20 protein-coding genes are annotated in these 20,620 nt (G+C 71.9%); 12 read left to right on the top strand and 8 right to left on the bottom strand.

Annotation, left to right across the window (positions count from 1 at the left end; genetic code table 11):
* The 5 genes from hpnH (at position 1) to ACFYM2_RS05445 (ending at position 3,898) form a co-directional block, all read left to right on the top strand.
* Positions 1-1,023, top strand: a complete 1,023-nt coding sequence (gene hpnH, locus ACFYM2_RS05465; RefSeq protein ID WP_358993331.1) for an adenosyl-hopene transferase HpnH — start codon at positions 1-3, stop codon at positions 1,021-1,023.
* 322 nt (positions 1,024-1,345) lie between these two features.
* Positions 1,346-1,588 (top strand): hypothetical protein, encoded by a 243-nt coding sequence (locus tag ACFYM2_RS05460; protein WP_388833552.1) that lies wholly within the window; start codon positions 1,346-1,348, stop codon positions 1,586-1,588.
* Entirely contained in the window at positions 1,585-3,021 is a 1,437-nt protein-coding gene (locus tag ACFYM2_RS05455; protein WP_388456015.1) for an aspartate aminotransferase family protein, read from the top strand. The genes ACFYM2_RS05460 and ACFYM2_RS05455 overlap by 4 nt, the downstream gene beginning before the upstream one ends.
* A gap of 94 nt (positions 3,022-3,115) precedes the next feature.
* On the top strand, positions 3,116-3,712 hold the full coding sequence (locus tag ACFYM2_RS05450) for an XRE family transcriptional regulator (RefSeq protein WP_358993325.1): 597 nt from the start codon (positions 3,116-3,118) through the stop codon (positions 3,710-3,712).
* A 15-nt stretch (positions 3,713-3,727) separates the two neighbouring features.
* Complete coding sequence (locus tag ACFYM2_RS05445) at positions 3,728-3,898, top strand: DUF6126 family protein (protein ID WP_358993322.1); 171 nt, start codon at positions 3,728-3,730, stop codon at positions 3,896-3,898.
* 24 nt (positions 3,899-3,922) lie between these two features.
* Here the strand turns inward: ACFYM2_RS05445 and ACFYM2_RS05440 are convergent, their stop codons facing one another.
* On the bottom strand, positions 3,923-4,738 hold the full coding sequence (locus ACFYM2_RS05440) for a tyrosine-protein phosphatase (protein ID WP_358993319.1): 816 nt from the start codon (positions 4,736-4,738) through the stop codon (positions 3,923-3,925).
* 429 nt (positions 4,739-5,167) lie between these two features.
* Here ACFYM2_RS05440 and ACFYM2_RS05435 point away from each other — a divergent pair, with 429 nt between their 5' ends.
* Together ACFYM2_RS05435 and ACFYM2_RS05430 are read left to right on the top strand one after the other, a co-directional pair.
* Positions 5,168-6,415 carry a peptidase S8 gene (locus ACFYM2_RS05435; RefSeq protein WP_388833549.1) on the top strand — a complete coding sequence of 416 codons (1,248 nt, stop codon included), beginning with the start codon at positions 5,168-5,170 and terminating at the stop codon, positions 6,413-6,415.
* Positions 6,416-6,623: 208 nt separating this feature from the next.
* A complete protein-coding gene (locus ACFYM2_RS05430; protein ID WP_350233695.1) occupies positions 6,624-7,415 on the top strand; it encodes an SGNH/GDSL hydrolase family protein in 792 nt (263 codons plus the stop codon).
* 60 nt (positions 7,416-7,475) lie between these two features.
* On the opposite strand, the gene ACFYM2_RS05425 is transcribed toward ACFYM2_RS05430, so the two are convergent.
* On the bottom strand, positions 7,476-8,453 hold the full coding sequence (locus ACFYM2_RS05425) for an NAD-dependent epimerase/dehydratase family protein (RefSeq protein WP_388834237.1): 978 nt from the start codon (positions 8,451-8,453) through the stop codon (positions 7,476-7,478).
* A 233-nt stretch (positions 8,454-8,686) separates the two neighbouring features.
* On the opposite strand from ACFYM2_RS05425, the gene ACFYM2_RS05420 reads away from it, so the two are divergent.
* Positions 8,687-9,136 carry a PPOX class F420-dependent oxidoreductase gene (locus tag ACFYM2_RS05420; RefSeq protein WP_388833546.1) on the top strand — a complete coding sequence of 150 codons (450 nt, stop codon included), beginning with the start codon at positions 8,687-8,689 and terminating at the stop codon, positions 9,134-9,136.
* A 95-nt stretch (positions 9,137-9,231) separates the two neighbouring features.
* Positions 9,232-10,428 carry an MBL fold metallo-hydrolase gene (locus ACFYM2_RS05415; RefSeq protein WP_388456025.1) on the top strand — a complete coding sequence of 399 codons (1,197 nt, stop codon included), beginning with the start codon at positions 9,232-9,234 and terminating at the stop codon, positions 10,426-10,428.
* 46 nt (positions 10,429-10,474) lie between these two features.
* Here ACFYM2_RS05415 and tsaD read toward each other — a convergent pair whose 3' ends face one another.
* Positions 10,475-11,536, bottom strand: a complete 1,062-nt coding sequence (gene tsaD / locus ACFYM2_RS05410) for a tRNA (adenosine(37)-N6)-threonylcarbamoyltransferase complex transferase subunit TsaD (protein WP_388833544.1) — start codon at positions 11,534-11,536, stop codon at positions 10,475-10,477.
* A 100-nt stretch (positions 11,537-11,636) separates the two neighbouring features.
* On the opposite strand from tsaD, the gene ACFYM2_RS05405 reads away from it, so the two are divergent.
* Positions 11,637-12,053, top strand: a complete 417-nt coding sequence (locus ACFYM2_RS05405) for a thiol-disulfide oxidoreductase DCC family protein (RefSeq protein ID WP_388833542.1) — start codon at positions 11,637-11,639, stop codon at positions 12,051-12,053.
* A 42-nt stretch (positions 12,054-12,095) separates the two neighbouring features.
* Here the strand turns inward: ACFYM2_RS05405 and ACFYM2_RS05400 are convergent, their stop codons facing one another.
* Complete coding sequence (locus tag ACFYM2_RS05400; RefSeq protein ID WP_388833539.1) at positions 12,096-12,296, bottom strand: hypothetical protein; 201 nt, start codon at positions 12,294-12,296, stop codon at positions 12,096-12,098.
* 241 nt (positions 12,297-12,537) lie between these two features.
* Here ACFYM2_RS05400 and ACFYM2_RS05395 point away from each other — a divergent pair, with 241 nt between their 5' ends.
* Positions 12,538-13,122 (top strand): MarR family winged helix-turn-helix transcriptional regulator, encoded by a 585-nt coding sequence (locus tag ACFYM2_RS05395; protein ID WP_388833537.1) that lies wholly within the window; start codon positions 12,538-12,540, stop codon positions 13,120-13,122.
* Between the two features lie 16 nt (positions 13,123-13,138).
* Here the strand turns inward: ACFYM2_RS05395 and narI are convergent, their stop codons facing one another.
* The 4 genes from narI to ACFYM2_RS05375 are packed head-to-tail and all read right to left on the bottom strand — an operon-like array spanning position 13,139 to position 19,821.
* Positions 13,139-13,879 (bottom strand): respiratory nitrate reductase subunit gamma, encoded by a 741-nt coding sequence (gene narI / locus ACFYM2_RS05390; protein WP_388833535.1) that lies wholly within the window; start codon positions 13,877-13,879, stop codon positions 13,139-13,141.
* A complete protein-coding gene (gene narJ / locus ACFYM2_RS05385; RefSeq protein WP_388833533.1) occupies positions 13,876-14,496 on the bottom strand; it encodes a nitrate reductase molybdenum cofactor assembly chaperone in 621 nt (206 codons plus the stop codon). The genes narI and narJ overlap by 4 nt, the downstream gene beginning before the upstream one ends.
* Entirely contained in the window at positions 14,493-16,145 is a 1,653-nt protein-coding gene (narH, locus tag ACFYM2_RS05380) for a nitrate reductase subunit beta (protein ID WP_388833530.1), read from the bottom strand. The genes narJ and narH overlap by 4 nt, the downstream gene beginning before the upstream one ends.
* A gap of 4 nt (positions 16,146-16,149) precedes the next feature.
* Entirely contained in the window at positions 16,150-19,821 is a 3,672-nt protein-coding gene (locus ACFYM2_RS05375; RefSeq protein ID WP_358993885.1) for a nitrate reductase subunit alpha, read from the bottom strand.
* Positions 19,822-20,102: 281 nt separating this feature from the next.
* Here ACFYM2_RS05375 and ACFYM2_RS05370 point away from each other — a divergent pair, with 281 nt between their 5' ends.
* On the top strand, positions 20,103-20,585 hold the full coding sequence (locus ACFYM2_RS05370) for a hypothetical protein (RefSeq protein ID WP_358993288.1): 483 nt from the start codon (positions 20,103-20,105) through the stop codon (positions 20,583-20,585).
* The last annotated feature ends 35 nt before the right edge of the window (positions 20,586-20,620 follow it).

The following is a 20,620-nucleotide window of genomic DNA, read 5'->3' as shown; positions in this document are numbered from 1 at the left end:
ATGGCCATGCCGCTTCGCCAGTCCATCAGGGTCGGGACCTATCTTTTTGAACAGAAGTTGCGCAAGCGTGAGAAGTTTCCGCTGATCGTCGAGCTGGAACCGCTTTTCGCCTGCAATCTGAAATGCGAGGGCTGTGGAAAGATCCAGCACCCGGCCGGGATCCTGAAGCAGCGGATGCCGGTGGCCCAGGCCGTCGGGGCGGTCCTGGAATCCGGTGCGCCGATGGTGTCCATCGCGGGCGGCGAGCCGCTGATGCACCCCCAGATCGACGAGATCGTGCGTCAGCTGGTGGCCAAGAAGAAGTACGTCTTCCTGTGCACCAACGCGCTGCTCGTGCGCAAGAAACTGGAGAAGTTCACCCCGTCGCCGTACTTCGCTTTCGCCGTGCACATCGACGGTCTGCGCGAACGGCACGACGAGTCCGTGGCGAAGGAGGGTGTGTTCGACGAGGCCGTGGAGGCCATCAAGGAAGCCAAGCGGCAGGGTTTCCGGGTCACCACCAATTCCACGTTCTTCAACACCGACACCCCGCAGACCATCATCGAGGTGCTGAACTTCCTCAATGACGATCTCAAGGTCGACGAGATGATGATCTCGCCCGCCTACGCCTATGAGAAGGCGCCCGACCAGGAACACTTCCTCGGCGTCGAGCAGACGAGGGAACTCTTCAAGAAAGCGTTCTCCGGCGGCAACCGCGGCCGCTGGCGCCTCAACCACTCGCCGCTCTTCCTCGACTTCCTCGAGGGCAAGGCCGACTTCCCGTGCACGGCGTGGGCGATCCCCAACTACTCCCTCTTCGGCTGGCAGCGCCCCTGCTATCTGATGAGCGACGGGTATGTGCCCACCTACCGCGAACTGGTCGAGGACACCGACTGGGACAAGTACGGCCGCGGCAAGGACGACCGGTGCGCCAACTGCATGGCGCACTGCGGCTACGAGCCGACCGCGGTGCTCGCCACCATGGGGTCCCTGAAGGAGTCGATCAGGGCGGTCCGCGAGACGATCCAGGGCAACCGGGGCTGACGTCACGAGCCCCGGGGAGCGGGCCTCCCCGGGGCGGCCGGGACCGCGATGACGCGGCCCCGGGGTGACCGTGAACCGACAGGATCGGGAGGAGGGGGCCCGGACGTGACGATCCTCGACGGCGCGTCGGCACGTCGGCACGTCGGCACGTCGGCACGTCGGCACGTCGGCACGTCGGCACGTCGGCACGTCGGCACGTCGGCACGTCGGCACGACGGCGCGACGGCACGGCCTGCGGTGCGCGGTCGGCGGCTCCCGCTGGGCCGAGCCCGTCGAGGAAGCGCCCGCCCCGCCGACCACGGCGCGCCGCCTGGGCGCCGTCGTGGAGGACAACGACCGTACCGGAGGCGCCGGTTGGGCCGCCGGCAGGCCCTGCGGAACGCCGGCCTGGACGCGCCGCCGCGCGGTCTCGGCATCCCCGAGGCGGTTTCCGCTCCACGCCTGGCGCGGCGAGGTGCCGGCCGACACCGGGCTCACCCCCGTGGGGATCGCGGGATCGATCGGCGCCGCGCTCGCGGCCATGGAGGATGCCGCCACCGCGGCCCGGAAGGAGAACGACGCATGACCGACGGCGAGCCGAAGGCCTTCGAGGCCCCTGGGCCCCCGGCCCCTGCGAGCAAGGGGTTCGACCTGACGCGACTCCTCGCCGAACGCGGGGCCGAACGCTACGACCTGCACACCCGCTACCTCAACCACCAGCTGCCGCGCATGCTGCACACCATCGGCTTCGACAAGGTGTACGAGCGCGCGGAGGGCGCCTATTTCTGGGACGCCGAGGGCCATGACTACCTCGACATGCTCGCCGGGTTCGGCGTCATGGGTCTTGGACGCCACCACCCCGTCGTGCGCAAGGCGCTGCACGACGTCCTGGACGCCTCGCTCGCGGACCTGACCCGCTTCGACTGCCAGCCGCTGCCCGGTCTGCTCGCCGAGCGGCTGCTCGCGCACAGCCCGCACCTGGACCGGGTCTTCTTCGGCAACAGCGGCACCGAAGCCGTGGAGACCGCTCTCAAATTCGCCCGCTACGCCACCGGCAAACCCCGGATCCTGTACTGCTCGCACGCCTTCCACGGCCTGACGACCGGCTCGCTCTCGGTCAACGGCGAGTCGGGTTTTCGTGACGGCTTCGCGCCGCTGCTGCCCGACACGGCGGTGCCGCTCGGTGATCTGGCCGCCCTGGAACGGGAGTTGAAGCGCGGCGACGTGGCCGCGCTCATCGTCGAGCCGATCCAGGGCAAGGGCGTCCACGAGGCGCCCCCCGGCTATCTGCTCGCCGCGCAGGAGCTGCTGCGCCGCCACAAGGCGCTGCTCATCGCCGACGAGGTGCAGACCGGTCTCGGGCGCACCGGTGACTTCTACGCCTACCAGCACGACGCGGGGGTCGAGCCCGACCTGGTGTGCGTGGCGAAAGCGCTCTCAGGCGGTTATGTGCCGGTCGGCGCGACCCTCGGCAAGGAGTGGATCTTCAAGAAGGTCTACTCGTCCATGGACCGCGTCCTGGTCCACTCGGCCAGCTTCGGCTCCAATGCCCAGGCCATGGCGGCCGGGCTCGCCGTCCTCTCGGTCATGGAGGAGGAGGGAATCGTCGAGAACGCGCGCACCACCGGCGATCTGCTGCGCACCCGGCTCGCGGACCTGATCGGCCGCTACGAACTCCTTGCGGACGTACGCGGACGCGGTCTCATGATCGGCATCGAGTTCGGCCGGCCGTCCTCGCTCAAGCTGCGCGGACGCTGGACCATGCTCCAGGCCGCGCGCAAGGGCCTGTTCGCGCAGATGGTGGTGGTGCCGCTGCTCCAGAAGCACCGCATCCTCACCCAGGTGTCCGGCGACCACCTGGAGGTGATCAAGCTGATTCCGCCGCTGACCATCACCGAGCGCGAGGTGGACCGGTTCGTGGCGGCCTTCATCGCCGTCATGGACGACGCGCACGGTGGCGGCGGCCTGATGTGGGACTTCGGGCGGACCCTGGTGAAGCAGGCGGTCGCCAACCGCTGACCGCTCGGCGGGGCCCCGGCACATCCCTCCCAGCCGGTTTTGCCTCAGAGGCAAAAAGTTTGCCTCTGAGGCAACCGCCTGTCTGAATGAGTGCATGAGCACTCCTGGCGACGAAGTCGTCACGCCGCTTCCGGGCGTCGCGCCCCGGCTGCGCGAACTGCGCCGCCGCCGCGGTCTCACCCTGGAGGCCGCCGCCCAGCGGGCCGGCCTGTCACCCGCGCATCTGTCCCGCCTGGAGACGGGCGCGCGCCAGCCCTCCCTGCCGATGCTGCTCGCGCTTGCCCGCATCTACGGTACGACGGTTTCGGAACTGCTCGGGGAGATGCCGCCGGAGCGCGAGCCCGTCATCCGGGCCGGCCGCGCCGCACCTAGCGAGGCCGACGGCTGGACGTACCACCAGACCGGGGGACCGGGCCGCGCCATGCAGGCGCTGCGCGTCGAGGTCCCCTACGGCACCCAGCGCGAGCTGGTCCGGGTCCACCCCGGCGAGGAATGGCTCTACGTCCTGACCGGACGGCTCCGGCTGAGCCTGGGCGAGGCCACCCATGAACTCGACCCGGGCGACAGCGCGCACTTCGACTCACTCACCCCGCACCGGATCTCCGCCGCCTCACACGGCGGAGCCGCGTTCCTTTTCGTGCACACCCTGCTCCAGAGCCCCGACCCGCATCCGTACCACCCGCACAGCTGAGAGGACGCCACCGCCATGTCCGAGCACGAGACCGCTCCCCTTTCGGCGACACCCCGCAAGAACATCGAGGAGACGGCGGAGACCAAGTTCCCCAGGGGCCTGGTGGTCAGGCTCTTCGCCTACCTCGTCGCGGGGCACGTCTTCGCCGGTTTCCTCTATCTGCTCTTCGCGGTGGGCGGCAAGTAGCGCCCGCCGCGCGGGAGCGCAGGCTCACACGGAGCTCTCCAGGAGCCGTTCACGCAACCGCTCGCGGGTCTCGGGAGTCAGCCCGAGGCCCTGGCTGAAGTAGCGCTCCGAGGTGCCCCAGGTCTCCTCGATGGTCTCGAACGCGGCCCGCAGATAGCTGGCGCGGGCATCGAAGAGGGGGCTGAGGAGTTCCATCACCTCGGCGGACATCGCGTCGGCGGACGTGGCGGCGCGGCGTACCGGGTAGCGACGGTGCGGGGCGTTGGACTTGAGGTAGTCCGCCTCGATGGCGTCCCGCTCCACGCCGACCGCGAGCAGGGCCAGGGCTATGGACACGCCCGCCCGGTCCTTTCCGGCCGCGCAGTGCATCAGGGCGGGCACGCTGTCCGTGGCCAGCGCGTGCAGCACCCGGCCGTGTTCGGCGGTGCGTCGAAGGACGAGCTCGCGGTACGACGCGATCATCCGGTCCGCGCCCCTGCTGCCCGACAAGGCGGCCCGCAACTCCGCGAGTTCGCCCTCGCGGACCATCTTCCAGAACTCCGCGCCGTCGGCCGGATCGGTCAGCGGAATGTTGATGTTGCGAACGCCCGGCAGCTCGATGTCGGGCCCCTCCAGTTTCTGGTCGCCCGCGTTGCGGAAGTCGAAGACGGTGTGCAGTCCGAGCGTGGCGAGGAAGGCGGCGTCGGCCGCGGTGGCGTGGGCGAGATGACCGCTGCGAAACAGCCGCCCACGGCGCACCCGCAGTCCGTCCACGGTCGGCAGCCCGCCCACATCACGGAAGTTGCGCACGCCCGTCAGCTCGGACGGGGTCGAGGGGGCCTGCGGAATCTGCTGGGTCACGGGGACTCCTGACGTCGATCCTGGCGGCGCGGCCTGCGCGTCGTTCGACGATACGACAAGCGTTCCTGGGGCAACCATCTCCTCGGACACCGCACAGACGTGCCCCGGCGGCCGGGCGCCCCGGTCGGGGAACAAGACGCCCCACCGAACGATTTCGGCCTTCTACGCCCGAACTCACCGCCGTGACAAGGGGCTTGCGCGTTCCGGTGTGATCTCTTCACCGCGCCGCCATCAACGGCGCGAGCGGACACAGAGTCGAGAGAAAGCCTTTGCTCTGAGGCTCCTGTCAACCAGTGGTGCGCGTCGGTACGTTCAGGACTGCCCCCACTCGCCGTGGTGGCGATCCCCGAACGTCAATTTGTCATGCACTCGACGTTTCTTCGCGTCCGCTCCGCCCCAGGAGCGGACGACCCTCCATGGAGGAAGAACGTGCACCACATACGAACCTCCCGGCCCAACCGGCGCTCCGCCGGTACGGCCCCCGCGCTGCTGTCCCTGCTCGCCCTCGTCACGGGTGGACTGCTCGCGGCGGCGCCCTCGGCCTCGGCCCAGCAGGCCGGTGATCCCGCTTCCAACGTCAAGCAGCTGTGCGCGACCCAGGCGCAGCCCGGCATGATGCACTGCCTCGCCCTGGAGCGTACGGACGTCAAGCAGCACAGAGGCATCACCGCCGACGCCGCCCCCTCGGGTCTTGGCCCCGCCGATCTCCAGAAGGCCTACAACCTCCCGGCGGGCGGCGGTTCCGGCGCGACCGTGGCGATCGTGGACGCGCAGGACGACCCGAGCGCGGAGTCCGACCTGGCGACCTACCGCTCCCAGTACGGTCTGCCCGCCTGCACCACCGCCAACGGCTGCTTCCAGAAGACCGACCAGAACGGCGGCACCAACTACCCCAAGGCGGACGCGGGTTGGGCCGGTGAGATCTCCCTCGACGTCGACATGGTCAGCGCCGCCTGCCCGCAGTGCCACATCCTGCTCGTCGAGGCAAACTCCGCCAACATGGACGACCTGGGCGCCGCGGTGAACCGCGCGGTGGCCATGGGCGCCAAGTACGTATCCAACAGCTACGGCGGCGGCGAGGACACCGGCGACACCGCGGCCGACACCCAGTACTTCAACCACCCGGGCGTCGCCATCACCGTCTCCTCCGGCGACAACGGCTACGGCGTCGAGTACCCGGCCTCCTCCCCGTATGTCACGGCGGTGGGCGGCACCTCGCTGAAGCAGGACGGCAGCACGCGCGGCTGGTCGGAGTCGGTGTGGGGGTCGAGCGGCGGCGGTGAAGGCGCGGGCTCGGGCTGCTCCGCGTACGAGACCAAGCCGTCCTGGCAGAAGGACACCGGCTGCGCCAAGCGGGCCGTCGCCGACGTGGCGGCCGTCGCCGACCCCGCCACGGGCGTCGCGGTGTACGACAGCTACCAGGCCAGCGGCTGGAACGTGTACGGCGGCACCAGCGCCTCCTCGCCCATCATCGCCGGCGTGTACGCGCTGGCCGGCGCCCCCGGCGCGAACTCCACCCCTTCTTCCTTCCCCTACGCCCACACCTCCGCCCTCAACGACGTGACCTCCGGCGCCAACGGCAGTTGCAGCCCGGCCTACCTGTGCACGGCGGGCTCCGGCTATGACGGCCCGACCGGGCTCGGCACCCCGAACGGCACCGCGGCCTTCACCGGCTGACCCGGACCACCGACATCGGGTGGGGCCGTCGCGTTCGCGGCGGCCCCCTCGGCCGTGCCGGCCCTCCGCCCGCTCCCCGTACCGCTGTTGTGATCGCCACCGGCACTATTCCCGGTCCCGGGAAACTGACCAGGTGGTCTATATCACCCCTCGTCAACCCCTCCCTACGGTGGCGTAGGTCACTCGCGTTGGAGGAGTATGAGCCCTCGTGGCAGACGATTCGAGATCATTCAGCAACGGCACGTTCGGGTCGTACACGGCGATCGGTGACAGCTTCACGGAAGGCGTCGGCGACCCCGGCCCGGACGGGACGTTCGTCGGCTGGGCGGACCGGTTCGCCGTCCTCCTCGCCGACCAGCGGCCGGAGGGGTCCTTCCGCTATGCCAATCTCGCGGTGCGCGGCAAGCTCCTCGACCAGATCGTCGAGGACCAGGTGCCCCGGGCCAAGGAGCTCGCTCCGGACCTGGTGAGCTTCTGCGCCGGCGGCAACGACATCATCCGCCCCGGCACCGACCCCGACGAGGTGGCCGAACGCTTCGAGCGGGCTCTGGCGGACCTGAAGCCTGCGGTCGGCACGGTCATGGTGACCACGGGCTTCGACACCCGGGGCGTCACGCTCCTGCGCCATCTGCGGGGCAAGATCGCGACGTACAACGGGCATGTGCGGGCCATCGCCGACCGCTACGACTGCCCGGTGCTGGACCTGTGGTCGCTCAAGTCCGTCCAGGACCGGCGGGCCTGGGACGGCGACCGGCTGCACCTGTCCGCCGAGGGGCACACCCGGGTCGCGCTGCGCGCGGCCCAGGTGCTCGGGTTCGATGTGCCGGCCGACCCCGACCAGCCGTGGCCCCCGCTGCCGCCGCGCGGCACCCTGGAGGTGCGGCGCGACGACATCCACTGGGCGCGCGAGTATCTGGTGCCGTGGATCGGGCGGCGGCTGCGCGGTGAGTCGTCGGGCGACGCCGTGTCCGCCAAGCGCCCCGATCTGCTTCCGCTCTGAGGTCGTGTCAGATCTGATGGTCCGTCACCAGGGCGTGGGGCAGAGGGAGTCGTCGCGCCGTCATCCGGCCAGCACCTTGGCCTCCGTCTCCGGGTCTAGGCCGACCCGGGGGCGGTCCGGGCGCTGAGGCGCGGTCCCACCGATCGAGCGCAGCCAGGCCCAGGTGTCGGCGACCGTCTCCTCCACGGGCCGACAGCGCAGTCCGGCCGCGAGCGCCTTGGCGACAGCCGTCCCGTGGACCGTGTCGTGCTGCTCGCCCGGTGGAACCCACACCGGAAGCTGAAGCCACGGCTCGATCCCGGCCGCGAGGATGGCCTCCGGGGCCGTCCAGCGCGGCGCGGCCCGCCCGCCGGTGACCCGTACGCACGCATCGAGCAGGGAGCCCATCGTGGCGTGGCCCGGCGGGCTGACGAGGTTGTACGCGCCGTGGAGCCCGCCCTGCGCCGCGTCCAGGATCCACTCCGCGAGATCACGGCAGTCGATGTACTGGATGCCCAGATCGCGCGGGCCCGGCGCGAGCATGGCGCCGCCGCGCGCGGCCCGGCCCAGCCACCACGGCAGCCGGCCGATGTTCTCCCAGGGGCCCAGGATCAAGCCCGCCCGCGCCAACACGGTCCGCTCGGCGCCGAACTCCGCGACGGCGGCCAGCTCGCCACCGCGCTTGGCCTGCGGATAGGGCACCACGCCCGCCTCGTCGGGTGAGCCCTCCACCAGCGGTGCCCGCTCGTCCGCCGTGCGGGGAGTGGGGTGTCGGTACACCGACAGGCTCGACACATAGACGTACCGTTTCGCGCGCCCCGCGAGCAGCCGGGCCGTGTCGCGCACCGAGGCCGGGGCGCTTGACCAGGTGTCGACGACCACGTCCCACGTGCCGTCCGCGAGCGCGGCGAGTCCGCCGGGCTCGGTGCGGTCGCCGCGCAGCGACACCGCCGGCGCGGGCGGCTCGTGGTGTCCCCGGTGGAAGACCGTCACCTCGTGTCCGCGTGCCAGCGCCGCCACGGTCACGGCCCGGCCGACGAATTGCGTTCCGCCCAGCATCAGCACTCTCATGGCCGCCACTGTGCCCGCGGGGTGGCCCGTGGGGGACGTGTCTTGCTCTGGGCGTAATCGAAAGGGGTGCCCGGCACACCGGCGAGCACCGAGGGACGCCGGGGCCACCGGAGCGATCATCCCCGCGCCGTGGCAGGGCGTCCGGCCGTCCGTCCGGGCGTCGCCGGGGTATCCGGACGTCGCCGGGGAATCCGGACGCCCCGTGTCGGCGTTCCTCAGCCATGACGGCATTCGAGGCACCTCAAGAAGCGCTGCTCGACCTCCTTGCGGAGGCCAAGGGCGGCGTACTGGTCACCCTGAAGCGGGACGGGCGGCCCCAGCTCTCCAACGTCACCCACGTCTACTCGCCGGGGGACGGCGTCATCAAGGTCTCGGTCACCGACGACCGGGCCAAGACCAGGAACCTGCGCCGGGACCCACGGGCCAGCTACCACGTGACCAGCGAGGACCGCTGGGCGTGGACGGTCGCGGAGGGAACGGCCGACCTCACACCGGTCGCCCACGACCCCCACGACGAGACGGTCGAAGAACTGATCTCCCTCTACCGGGCCGTCCAGGGCGAGCATCCCGACTGGGACGAGTACCGCGCCGCCATGGTCCGCGACCGGCGGCTCGTGGTGCGGCTGCGCGTGGAGCGGGCGTACGGCCAGCCACGCCGGGACGGAGCCTGACCCGCCGCCCACCGGCGGCTCGCGGGGGCGGTCGCGTGGGGGCGGACACGGGGGGCGCACATAATGGAATTCAACCCGAACCCCCAGGAGGTGCCGTGACCGGCGCTGGTTCTCTGCTTCCGCTCCGCTCCAGACTCCGCGAGCTGCGGCCCGACGCGTTCGGCGCCGACTCGAAGGGGGAGCGGTGGGCCCGGATCCTCGGTTCGCCGAACTTCGCGGACGGGGTGTTCCAGAACCCGGAGGGCGCGCGCGTGCGTCCCTCGGGGTCGACCATGGAGTTCGCGAAACAGTTCTTCGCCAAGGAGCAGCGCCTGCGCCGCGCCCCGGTGGGCACCATCCCGGTCCACCCCACCACGCTCGCGGACATCGCCGAGCCGGCGGCCGGCGGACTGCGCCTCACCTGGATGGGTCATTCGAGCGTGCTGGCCGAAATCGACGGGCGCCGGGTGCTCTTCGACCCGGTGTGGGGCGAGCGCTGCTCCCCGTTCGCCTTCGCCGGGCCCAAGCGGCTGCACCCCGTCCCACTGCCGCTCGCCGCCCTGGGGCCGGTCGACGTCGTCGTCATCTCCCACGACCACTACGACCACCTCGACCTGCCGACCATCCGCGCGCTTGCCAGGACCAGCACGGTGTTCGCGGTGCCGCTCGGGGTCGGCGCGCACCTGGAGCACTGGGGGGTGCGCCCCGACCGGATCCACGAACTGGACTGGAACGAGGCCGTGGAGGTCGAGGGCATCACCCTCACCGCGACCCCCGCCCGCCACTTCTGCGGCCGGGGCCTGCGCAACCAGCAGCACACCCTGTGGGCGTCCTGGGTGGTGGCCGGGCCCGACCACCGGATCTACCACAGCGGCGACACGGGGTACTTCAGCGGCTTCAAGGACATCGGCGCGGCGCACGGCCCGTTCGACGCGACCATGATCCAGATCGGTGCCTACAGCGAATTCTGGCCCGACATCCACATGACACCGGCCGAGGGCATGCGAGCCCACCTCGACCTCCAGGGCGGCGCGCCGCACGGGGTGCTGCTTCCGATCCACTGGGCCACGTTCAACCTCGCCCCCCACGCGTGGGCCGAGCCCGGAGAGTGGACGCGGGACGCCGCCCAGGAAGCGGAGCAGGCGGCGGCCTTCCCCCGCCCGGGCGAGCCGTTCGAGCCGGGGGGTGAGCTGCCCACGGCGCCCTGGTGGCAGCCGCTGTCCGCGCCGCTCGACCACCCCTGGCGCGCGTCCGCCGCCCCGGAGCTGACGCCGGAGCCGCTGGGTGAGCTCGACCTCGCGGGTGAGCGGTGACGCGCGGCTGATCCGGCGGCGCCGCGCCGGGGGCGGGGGCCCGGATCTACGCCGCGCCCAGGGCCCTGGCGCGCGGGTGCAGGGCGGCGTACTCCAGGGGGGCCGAGGGGTCGATGGACACGTCCAGCGGGACCGGGCGCGCGCCCGCGCGTACCAGGAGGTCGCCCACGGCGGCGATCATCGCCCCGTTGTCGGTGCACAGCTTCAGGGGTGGCACACGCAGGGTGATCCCGGCCGCCGCGCAGCGCTGTTCGGCCAGCGCGCGCACCCGCGAGTTCGCGGCAACCCCGCCCACCACGACCAGCGTGCCGACCCCGTGCGCGTGACAGGCGGCCACCGCCTTGCGGGTCAGGACGTCGGCGATCGCCTCCTGGAGGGCCGCCGAGCCGTCGGCGACGGGCAGTTGGCGGCCCGCGTGCCCCTCGGCCCAGCGGGCGGCCGCCGTCTTCAGCCCCGAGAAGGAGAACGCGTACGGGTCGTCACGCGGCCCGGTCAGCGGCCTCGGGAAGGTCACGGCGCCCGGGTCGCCGCCCCTGGCCGCACGGTCGATGGCGGGGCCGCCTGGGTAGGGCAGCCCGAAGACGCGGGCCACCTTGTCGAAGCATTCGCCCGCCGCGTCGTCCAGCGTGTCGCCGAGGTGCGTGATCGGGTCGCGCGCCAGGTCCCGTACGAGCAGCAGCGAGGTGTGGCCGCCCGACACGATCAGCACCACGCACGGGTCGGGCAGCGGGCCGTGCTCCAGGGTGTCGGCCGCGACGTGTCCCGCCAGGTGGTGGACCCCGTACAGCGGTACGTCCAGGGCGTACGCGAGGCCCTTCGCGCCCGCGAGACCCACCTGGAGCGCCCCGGACAGGCCGGGCCCGGTGGTCACGGCGACCGCGTCGATGTCGGACATCGTGAGCCCCGCCTCGTCGAGTGCCCGCCGGACGACCGGGGTGAGGGAGTGGACGTGGGCCCGTGCGGCGATCTCGGGGACGACCCCGCCGTAACGGGCGTGCTCGTCCATGCTCGACGCCACCGCGTGACCCAGCAGCCGCCCCGCGCGCACGAGACCGGCGCCGGTCTCGTCGCACGACGACTCGATCCCGAGCACCACTGGATTGCCCACCCGCACACCTCTTCTTCTGCCTGTTGTTTGTTGTTGCGAACGATGTGCAACAACAGGACCTAAGGATAGGGGCGGAGTGGGGGTGCGCGATGATGGGGGCATGCGTACCAGGCCCCTGCTCGTCTATGACGGAGACTGCGCTTTTTGCAGCAGCTGTGTGAGCTTCGCCGAGCGGCGCATCGGGCCCCGCTGCGAGAGCGTCCCGTGGCAGTTCGCCGATCTGGACGCGCTCGGCGTCACCCAGCGGCGCGCGCAGTACGAGGTGTTGTGGGTCACCCCGGTCGGGACGGTGTACGGCGGGGCGCGGGCCGTCGCCAAGCTGCTGCTGAGCTCGGGCGGCGGATGGAGCGTGCTCGGGGCGCTGCTCGCCCTGCCGCCCGCGCGCTGGATCGCCCACGGCGTCTACCGCCTCGTCGCCGATCACCGCGACCGGATGCCGGGCGGCACCCCGGCCTGCGCTCTGCCCGGGGGCCGGCCCCCGGGGCCCGCCGCCGCGCCCGCGCCGACCGGGTGCTGAAGCCCGGCAGGGCCCCGGCGGCCGGCGCGGTAGGCGGGGCCGTCAGTCGGCGGACTGGGTGGGGAGCGCGGCGGGCTCGGTGGGCGTCGCGGGCTCGTCGGGGCCCGGCCGTGGCGCCGATCCGCTGTCCGAGGCGACCACGAGCGAGCGGCCCCGGCGCGGCCGCAGACTCAGATGGCGCTGCATGTGCTGCTCCTCGCGCAGATCGACCCGGCGGGCGTGCAGGAGCTGACGCAAACTCACCAGCCCTTCCAGGCGCGGCAGTTGGTCACGGCTGACGATGAGGATCCGGGGGATGTCGCGCCACGAGCGAACAGGCTTCGCGTGTGGGCTCCGCCCTCATCGCCAATCACTCCTGGCTGACCGTTCCCGTCGCGCCCGCGTAGGTCCGGCCGATCCGAACACAGGCTAACATTGCAGACTGCAATGATTACGGCGGCCGCCCCTCCGTCTTGAGGCAGCCTTGACACAGCGGGGTGTACTGATGTCCAAGACGCACGGCCAAGCGGCGCCGCAGCAGCCGCGGAGACCTTCCAGCAGCGCCGCGGGGCCCGAACGGCAGGCACTCGACCAGGAGGCCGAGGAGGTCGCCGTGGCCGTCATGGCGGCCTCGCGTCTCCTGGTCGCGATCTCCGCCCGCGCTCTCGCGTCGATCGACGACACGATGACGCTGCCGCAGCTGCGCGCCCTGGTGGTCCTGGAGAGCTGCGAACCGCTCAAGCTGGCCGCCATGGCGACGACGCTCGGCGTGAACCCCTCCACCGCCATGCGCATGGTCGACCGCCTGGAGGCCGCCGGTCTCGTGGACCGCAGGACCAACCCCGCGAGCCGGCGTGAGGTCGTCCTGAACCTGACCGACGCGGGCCGTTCCCTGGTGAGCCGGGTGATGGCGCACCGTCGGGCCGAAGTCGGCGCGCTGGTCGCCCGCGTGCCGGCCGAGGAGCGGGCCGGGCTCGTGCCCGCCCTGCGCGCCCTGACCCGGGCCGCGGGCGAGCCGGCCGTCGACCCGTTCGACCAGGTGCGGCGCATCGGCGGGCTCGTCGAGGACCCCCTCGCGCCAGGACGCTGACGCCGGCCCGGGACGGTCAGCGCGGTGCGGGCCGCTCGTGCCCCGGGGTGACCCCGGCGGCGGGGTGGCGATACGGCGTGGAGCGGGCCCGCGAGCGGTAGACGACGTAGGGCCGCACCAGATAGCCGAGCGGCGCGGTGAAGGCGTGGACGAGCCGGCTGAAGGGCCAGGCCGCGAACAGTGTCATGGCGAGCAGCGCGTGCAGCCGGTACACCAGCGGGGCGTGCGCCATCGCGTCCACGTCCGGGTCGAGCGCGAACAGACTGCGAAACCACACCGAGACGCCGAGGCGGTAGTCGTAGGGGCTGGTGGCGCTGGTCGCCGTCGCCGTCAGACCCGCGAGGAGCACCAGCGCCAGCAGGGGGTGGACGAACCGGTCGCTGCGGCTGGTCGCGCGGCGCACGCCCGGGGTGCGCAGACGCCGTACGAGCAGAATGCCGAGGCCGGCGGCGGCCGCGAGGCCCGCGACGCCGCCCATGGCGAGCGCCGAGGCGTGGTACATCTCCTCGCTGACCCGCAGGCGCTGGGTCACCGCCTCCGGCACCAGCAGGCCCATGATGTGCCCGCCGATGACGAGCAGCAGCGCGTAGTGGAACATCGGGCCGCCCACCCGCAGCAGCCGCGACTCGTGCAGCTGGCTGGAGCGGGTGGTGAACCCGAAGCGGTCGTAGCGGTAGCGCCAGGCGGTGCCGGCCACGAGGACGGTGAGGGCCAGGTAGGGCAGGACGCCCCACAGGGCGATGTGCAGATGCGTCACCTGCGGGCTCCTTCGGTGGGCCGCGAACCGTGGGGCGGGAAGGGGGCGAGACCGACGCTCTCGGTGGGCGGCCCGGTGCGCGCAAGGCGCAGCGCCTCGGCGTGGTCGGCGGGCGCGGGCCCCGGCAGGGTGCGGCACACGGCCCGCACCGCGTCGGCGTAGGGGCTGCGGAACTTCTCCAGTGCGTGTCCGAGCAGTTCCAGGGCGGCCCGGTGCTCGACCAGCACGGCGAGCCCCGGCTCGGGGCAGCGGGCGGCGAACTCCAGGACGGCGGGCAGGAAATCGGGCAGCTCCCCATCGCCCTGCTCCCAGCCGTGCGCGCGGAAGAGGGCTTTGAGGCGGGCCAGTGACGCGCCGCGCCGGCGGGTGTCGCCGTCGGTGTAGTACGTCAGGTGCAGGGCGCGGCGCCTGCTGCGGTCGAAGGTGGCGACATAGCGGGCACCGAGTTCCAACGGAGGAACCTCGGCGACGCCGTCGCAGAACCGCAGCAGCAACTCGGTGTCCTTGTGCGGCAGTTGGGCCAGGGCCGCGCGGACGACGCCCAGCCGCCGCGGCCAGTCGGTGTCCGGGTAGGTGAGCAGCAGCGAGGCCGCCTGGTGCAGGGCGGGCCGGATCATTTGCCCTCCTCGTCGCGGCGGCGCGGGAAGAGGCCGCGCGGGGTGCTCGCGCCGTCCCAGTCGAGGAGGTTGACCCGGCCGCGCAGCGCGGTGTCCGAGGATCCGCCTGCCCCGGCCGACGCGGTGGCGGGCGGCGCGTGGAAGGCATCCATGCCCGGCAGCCCCGCCTCGTACATGCCGGGGCCGCCCTCCCCGTCCAGACTGCACCCGTCCCCGGGATCGCTCGGGACGGAACCGGTGTAGCTGGTGGGGATCACATAGCGGTCCTCGTACTTCGCCACGGCGAGCAGCCGGTACATCTCCTCGATGCGCCGCTCGTCGAGGCCCACGCCCCGCGCGATCGCCGGGTCGCGCTCCTCGCCGAGGTTGACGCGGCGCATATGGGCGCGCATCGCGGCCAGGCGGCACAGGGCCGCCTCCACCGGCCCGGTGTCGCCGGCGGTGAAGAGGCCGGCGAGGTATTCCAGCGGGATGCGCAACGAGTCGATGGCGCCGAAGAGCTGAGCCGGGTCCTCGCCGTCGTGACCGCTGCGGGTCAGCGAGTCCACCACGGGCGACAGCGGCGGCACGTACCAGACCATGGGCATGGTGCGGTACTCCGGGTGCAGCGGCAGCGCCACCCGGTAGTCGGTGATCAGCGCGCGGACCGGCGAGCGGCGCGCGGCGGTGATCCAGTCGTGCGGGATGCCCGACCTCTCGGCGGCGCGCGCGACTTCGGGGTCGTGCGGATCGAGGAAACAGCCGAGCTGCGCCTCGTACAGGTCCTTCTCGTCGGCGACGGCGGCCGCCTCGCCGACCTTGTCGGCGTCGTACAGCATCACGCCGAGATAGCGCAGCCGGCCCACACACGTCTCCGAGCAGACGGTGGGCTCACCCGCCTCGACGCGCGGATAGCAGAAGGTGCACTTCTCGGCCTTGCCGCTCTGGTGGTTGAAGTAGATCTTCTTGTACGGGCAGCCCGACACGCACATCCGCCAGCCCCGGCACCGGTCCTGGTCGACCAGGACGATGCCGTCCTCGATGCGCTTGTACAGGGCGCCCGAGGGGCAGACCGCGACGCACGACGGGTTCAGGCAGTGCTCGCAGATCCGCGGCAGATAGAACATGAACGCCTGCTCGTACTCCAGGCGCACCGATTCGTTCATCTGCCGCAGGACGGGGTCGCCGGCCAGCTGGTCGGGGCCGCCGCCCAGGTCGTCGTCCCAGTTCGGGCCCCAGGTCACCTCGGTGGGCCGGCCGTCGATCAGGGAGCGGGGCCGGGCGGTGGGTACGTCGTCGCCGAGCGGGGCGCTGATCAGGGTCTCGTAGTCGTACGTCCAGGGCTCGTAGTAGTCGGCGAGCGAGGGGAGTTCGGGATTGGCGAACAAGGTGGCGAGGCGGCGGGCCCGGCCGCCGGAGCGCGGCACGAGACGGCCGTTCTTGAGCCGCCAGCCGCCCTTCCACTTCTCCTGGTCCTCGTGGCCGCGCGGATAGCCCTGGCCGGGCCGGGTCTCGACGTTGTTGAACCAGGCGTACTCGGTGCCACTGCGGTTGGTCCACGTCTGCTTGCACGTGACCGAACAGGTCTGACAGCCAATGCACTTGTCGAGGTTCATCACCATGGCGACCTGCGCCATGACGCGTCCCCTGCGTGCTTCACGACGGGGCATGGTCTCAGTACTCCACGTTCTGCGAGCGGCGGCGGATCACGGTGACGGCGTCGCGCTGGTTGCCGGTGGGCCCGTAGTAGTTGGGCGCGAACGACAACTGGCCGTATCCGCCGATCAGATGGGTCGGTTTGATGAGGACCTTGGTGAGCGCGTTGTGGACACCGCCGCGCTTTCCGGTGGTCTCGGACCTGGGTACGTTCACCAAGCGCTCCTGCACGTGGTACATGAACACGGTGCCGGGCGGCATGCGGTGCGAGACGACGGCGCGGGCCACGACGACGCCATTGGCGTTGACCGCCTCGATCCAGTCGTTGTCCGCCACCTCGATGGCCTCGGCGTCCTGGACGCTCATCCAGATCACGGGTCCGCCGCGCGCCAGGGTCTGCATCAGCAGGTTCTCCTGGTACTCGGAGTGGATCGACCACTTCGAGTGCGGTGTCACATAGCGCACCGCGACCGAGCGGGCGCCCTCCTCCTGTGCCTGGGCGTGCTCGCCGAGCGCCGCCAGGTCCAATGGGGGCCGGTACAGCGGGAGTTGTTCGCCGAGCTCGGCCATCCAGTCGTGGTCGAGGTAGAAGTGCTGGCGGCCGGTCAGGGTGTGCCAGGGCTTGCGGTGCTCGGTGTTGATGGTGAAGGGGGAGTAGCGGCGGTCGGGTGCCTCCTTGCCCGACCACTCGAAGCTGGCCCCGACCTGGACCGGCCCGCGCTGGGTGTCGGAGAAGACCACGCGCCGCTCGGAGACCGTCTCGGACAGCGTGGTGAGAGCGCTCTCAGGGCCGCAGCGCAGGGCGAGCTGGTCGAACCCCTCCGCCGCGAGACGCCCGTTGGTGGTGCCCGAGAGCGCGAGGATCGCCTCGCACAGTTTCACATCGGTGTCCAGGAGCGGCCGGCCGCTCGCGGGTCCGGAGGCCGCCGTCCCGCAGCGGCTGGCCAGCCAGCGCAGCTCGGGGCCTGGATGGACGGTGACCCCCTTCACCGTCATGCCGTGCTGCTCGGCCAGCGGCCCCAGCGTCGCGAGCCGGTCGGCGACGGTGGTGTAGTCGCGCTCCACCACCGTGACGTCGGGCATGTTGAACCCGGGGACGGGAGCGGGGCCGCCCTGCCACTCGGGGGTCACGCCGCCGGGCTGGGCGACCTCGCCCGGGGTGTCGTGGTGCAGGGCGGTCGCCACCAGGTCGTAGGCGGTGTCCAGGTGTCCCGCGGACAGCTCACTGAGCTTGGCCGCGAGCCCGTGGAAGATCTCGAAGTCCGTGCGGGCCTGCCACGGCGGGTCGATCGCGGGTGAGAACGCGTGCACATAGGGGTGCATGTCCGTGCTGGACAGGTCGTGTTTCTCGTACCAGGTGGCGGCGGGCAGGACCAGGTCCGCCATGAGCGTGGTGGAGGTCATGCGGAAGTCGAGGGCGAGCAGCAGATCGAGCTTGCCGCGCGGTGCCTGATCGTGCCAGACCACCTCGCGGGGCCGCTCGTCGGGCGCCGCCTCATCGGCGCGGGCGTTGTCGCCGGTGCCGAGCAGATGGCGCAGGAAGAACTCGTTGCCCTTGGCGGACGAGCCGATGAGGTTGGCCCGCCACACCGTCAGGACCCGGGGCCAGTTGGCCGGGTCGTCGGGGTCGGCGCCCGCGAACTGGAGTCGGCCTGCGGCGAGTTCGGTCGCCGTCCACTCCCCGGGTTCGTGGCCGCCGGCGTGCACGCGCGCGCCGAGGTCGAGCGGGTTGGCGTTGAACGTGGGGTAGGAGGGCATCCAGCCCAGGCGCGCCGACTGCGCGACCAGGTCGGCGGTGTGCCGTCCGGCGAAAAGGCCCTGGCCGGCCGGCGAGGAGAGCGCGTCCGCGCCGTACCTCTCGTAGCGCCACTGGTCGGTGTGGAGGTACCAGAACGGCGTGCCGGCCATCTGGCGCGAGGGCCGCACCCAGTCCGCCGCGGACTGCGTCTGCTGCCAGCCCGCGTAGGGGCGGACCTTCTCCTGTCCCACGTAGTGCGCCCAGCCGCCACCGTTCACGCCCTGGCAGCCCGTCAGGAGCAGCAGGGACAGGAACGAGCGGTAGATCGTGTCGGAGTGGAACCAGTGGTTGGTGCCCGCCCCCATCACGATCATGCAGCGCCCCCGGGTCTTCTCCGCGGTGTGCGCGAACTCCCGTGCCGCGCGCACCACCGCCCCCGCCGGGACGGAGGTGATGGTCTCCTGCCAGGCGGGCGTGCAGGGCTGCGAGGTGTCCTGGTAGTCGACGGGCCACTGCCCGGTCAGGCCCTCGCGCCACACGCCGTACTGGGCGAGCAGCAGGTCGAAGACCGTGGTCACCTGGCGCCCGCCGATCTCCCGCACCGGCACCGCGCGCCGCACCGTGCCCGCCTGGTCGAAGCGCGGCAGCAGGATCTCGGTGCTCGGGGCGCCCGTGGCCCGGTGGAAGGTCAGCTCGGGCACGATGTCACCCAGCTCCAGGTTCCACCGCCCCTCGCCCTCCTTGGACCAGCGGTCGCCCAGGGTGCCGCCCGGCACGACCGGCCGCCCCGACACCTCGTCGACCAGGACCGGCCGGAACCGGTCCGCCGCCGCGCCGGGCTCGTCCCCGAGCCCGAGGTCGGCCGCGGTCACGAACTTGCCCGCGACGCGGCTGCCGTCCTCGCGGGCCGTCACCTCCACCAGGAAGGGCAGATCGGTGAACTTGCGTACGTAGTCCGTGAAGTACGGCACCTGGCGCTTGACGAAGAACTCGCTCAGGACGACATGTCCCATGGCCATGGCCAGCGCCCCGTCGGTGCCGGGATGCGGATGCAGCCACTCGTCCGCGAACTTCGTCGCGTCCGCGTAGTCGGGGGAGACCACCACCACCTTCTGCCCCCGGTAGCGTGCCTCGGCCATCCAGTGCGCGTCCGGGGTGCGCGTCACCGGCACGTTGGAGCCCCACAGCATCAGATACGCCGCGTCCCACCAGTCACCCGACTCCGGCACGTCCGTCTGGTCGCCGAAGACCTGCGGGGAGGCGATCGGCAGGTCCGCGTACCAGTCGTAGAACGACAGCATGGGCGCGCCGATGAGGGAGTGGTAGCGGGCGCCGACCGCGTGCGAGGCCATGGACATGGCGGGGATGGGGGAGAACCCGGCGACGCGGTCGGGGCCGTAGGTCTTGATGGTGTGCACCTGGGCGGCGGCCGCCATCTCCAAAGCCTCCTCCCACCCGACGCGCACCAGGCCGCCCTTGCCCCGCGCCGTCTGGTAGCGCCGGCGCCGCTCGGGGTCCCCGGTGACCTCCGCCCACGCGGCCACCGGATCCTTCAGGCGCGCCTTGGCCTCCCGGTACATCTCCACGAGGACGCCGCGCGCCAGGGGGTGACGCACACGGGTGGGGGAGTAGGTGTACCAGGAGAAGGAGGCGCCCCGGGGGCAGCCGCGCGGCTCGTACTCCGGCCGGTCGGGGCCCACCGAGGGATAGTCCGTCTCCTGGGTCTCCCAGGTGATGAGCCCGTCCTTGACGTACACCTTCCACGAGCACGACCCCGTGCAGTTCACGCCGTGCGTGGAACGCACCACCTTGTCGTGGGCCCAACGCTCGCGGTACGGCTCGTCGTTGACCTTCTGGTCCGCGCGGTACACCGCCCGCAGGTCCGGCGTCGTCGTGGTCCGCCGCAGTATCCGCCCGGCCCGCAGAAGCTGTTCCGTGGCGTAGCCCGCCATCTTCTCCGCTTCCACCCGAGCACCACGCCGTACCGCCACCGTCGCTCCTTCCAGGGCTGCCCGGAACACGCCGGTCCCCCGTTCTGGCTTACGGTGGCCGGTGTTCCGCTTCGCCTCAGACTGCATTCCGGGCGCGGTGGGCAAGGGTGCGACTCCGGATAGTTGATGCGAGCTATACGCTTTTTGTCTTGCTCTTTGCAATACTTGCAATAGGCATGTGTGTGCGGACGTCGGGGCGGCCCACGGAAGAACCGTGCGGTCATTGGGAGGGTGAGGGACAGATGGAGCAGGGGACCGCGCGGGTGGTGGCCGACCTCGGCCGGGAGCTCGCGGCGGCGGCGCCGGACACGAGTGGCGCGCTGTGGCGGCTGAGCGAGAGCGGGCGGGGGCTCGACGCGAACCTGCTGCGCCTGCCGCCGGGCCGGACCATCGAGGAGCACACCGATCTCCGGCTCGACGTCCTCCTGGTCGTCCTCGAAGGCGGCGGCCGGCTCCGCACCGGCGCGGGCACCCAGGAGCTGCGCCCCGTCACCGCGCTCTGGCTGCCCAGGGGTTCGCGGCGAGCCCTGATCGCCGGGGACGAGGGCATGGGCTACCTCTCCGTGCACCAGCGCAGGCCCGGGCTCACCATCGGCGGGCCGCCGAGCGAGGAGGGCGGAGAGGCGGCGTGCTTCCTCACCCGGGTGTGCCCCGAGTGCGGGCGGGTCTCCGGTGAGCGCGGGGCGCGCTTCTGCTGGAGCTGCGGGACGGCGCTCGACGGGTGACGGCGGGCGGCGACCGCGCCGGGCGGGGCGGGCCC

The sequence above is a fragment of the Streptomyces sp. NPDC006711 genome, from assembly GCF_042869775.1.
Lineage (GTDB): Bacteria > Actinomycetota > Actinomycetes > Streptomycetales > Streptomycetaceae > Streptomyces.
Note: the sequence above shows the minus strand (reverse complement) of the source record. Positions and strands in the feature narration are given on the sequence as shown.

Coding starts and splice junctions, on each gene's coding strand:
- hpnH (WP_358993331.1), top strand. CDS start 1: ATGGCCATGCCGCTTCGCCAGTCCATCAGGGTCGGGACCTATCTTTTT.
- ACFYM2_RS05455 (WP_388456015.1), top strand. CDS start 1,585: ATGACCGACGGCGAGCCGAAGGCCTTCGAGGCCCCTGGGCCCCCGGCC.
- ACFYM2_RS05450 (WP_358993325.1), top strand. CDS start 3,116: ATGAGCACTCCTGGCGACGAAGTCGTCACGCCGCTTCCGGGCGTCGCG.
- ACFYM2_RS05445 (WP_358993322.1), top strand. CDS start 3,728: ATGTCCGAGCACGAGACCGCTCCCCTTTCGGCGACACCCCGCAAGAAC.
- ACFYM2_RS05425 (WP_388834237.1), bottom strand. CDS start 8,453: ATGCTGGGCGGAACGCAATTCGTCGGCCGGGCCGTGACCGTGGCGGCG.
- ACFYM2_RS05420 (WP_388833546.1), top strand. CDS start 8,687: ATGACGGCATTCGAGGCACCTCAAGAAGCGCTGCTCGACCTCCTTGCG.
- ACFYM2_RS05405 (WP_388833542.1), top strand. CDS start 11,637: ATGCGTACCAGGCCCCTGCTCGTCTATGACGGAGACTGCGCTTTTTGC.
- ACFYM2_RS05395 (WP_388833537.1), top strand. CDS start 12,538: ATGTCCAAGACGCACGGCCAAGCGGCGCCGCAGCAGCCGCGGAGACCT.
- narJ (WP_388833533.1), bottom strand. CDS start 14,496: ATGATCCGGCCCGCCCTGCACCAGGCGGCCTCGCTGCTGCTCACCTAC.
- narH (WP_388833530.1), bottom strand. CDS start 16,145: ATGCCCCGTCGTGAAGCACGCAGGGGACGCGTCATGGCGCAGGTCGCC.
- ACFYM2_RS05375 (WP_358993885.1), bottom strand. CDS start 19,821: ATGGCGGGCTACGCCACGGAACAGCTTCTGCGGGCCGGGCGGATACTG.
- ACFYM2_RS05370 (WP_358993288.1), top strand. CDS start 20,103: ATGGAGCAGGGGACCGCGCGGGTGGTGGCCGACCTCGGCCGGGAGCTC.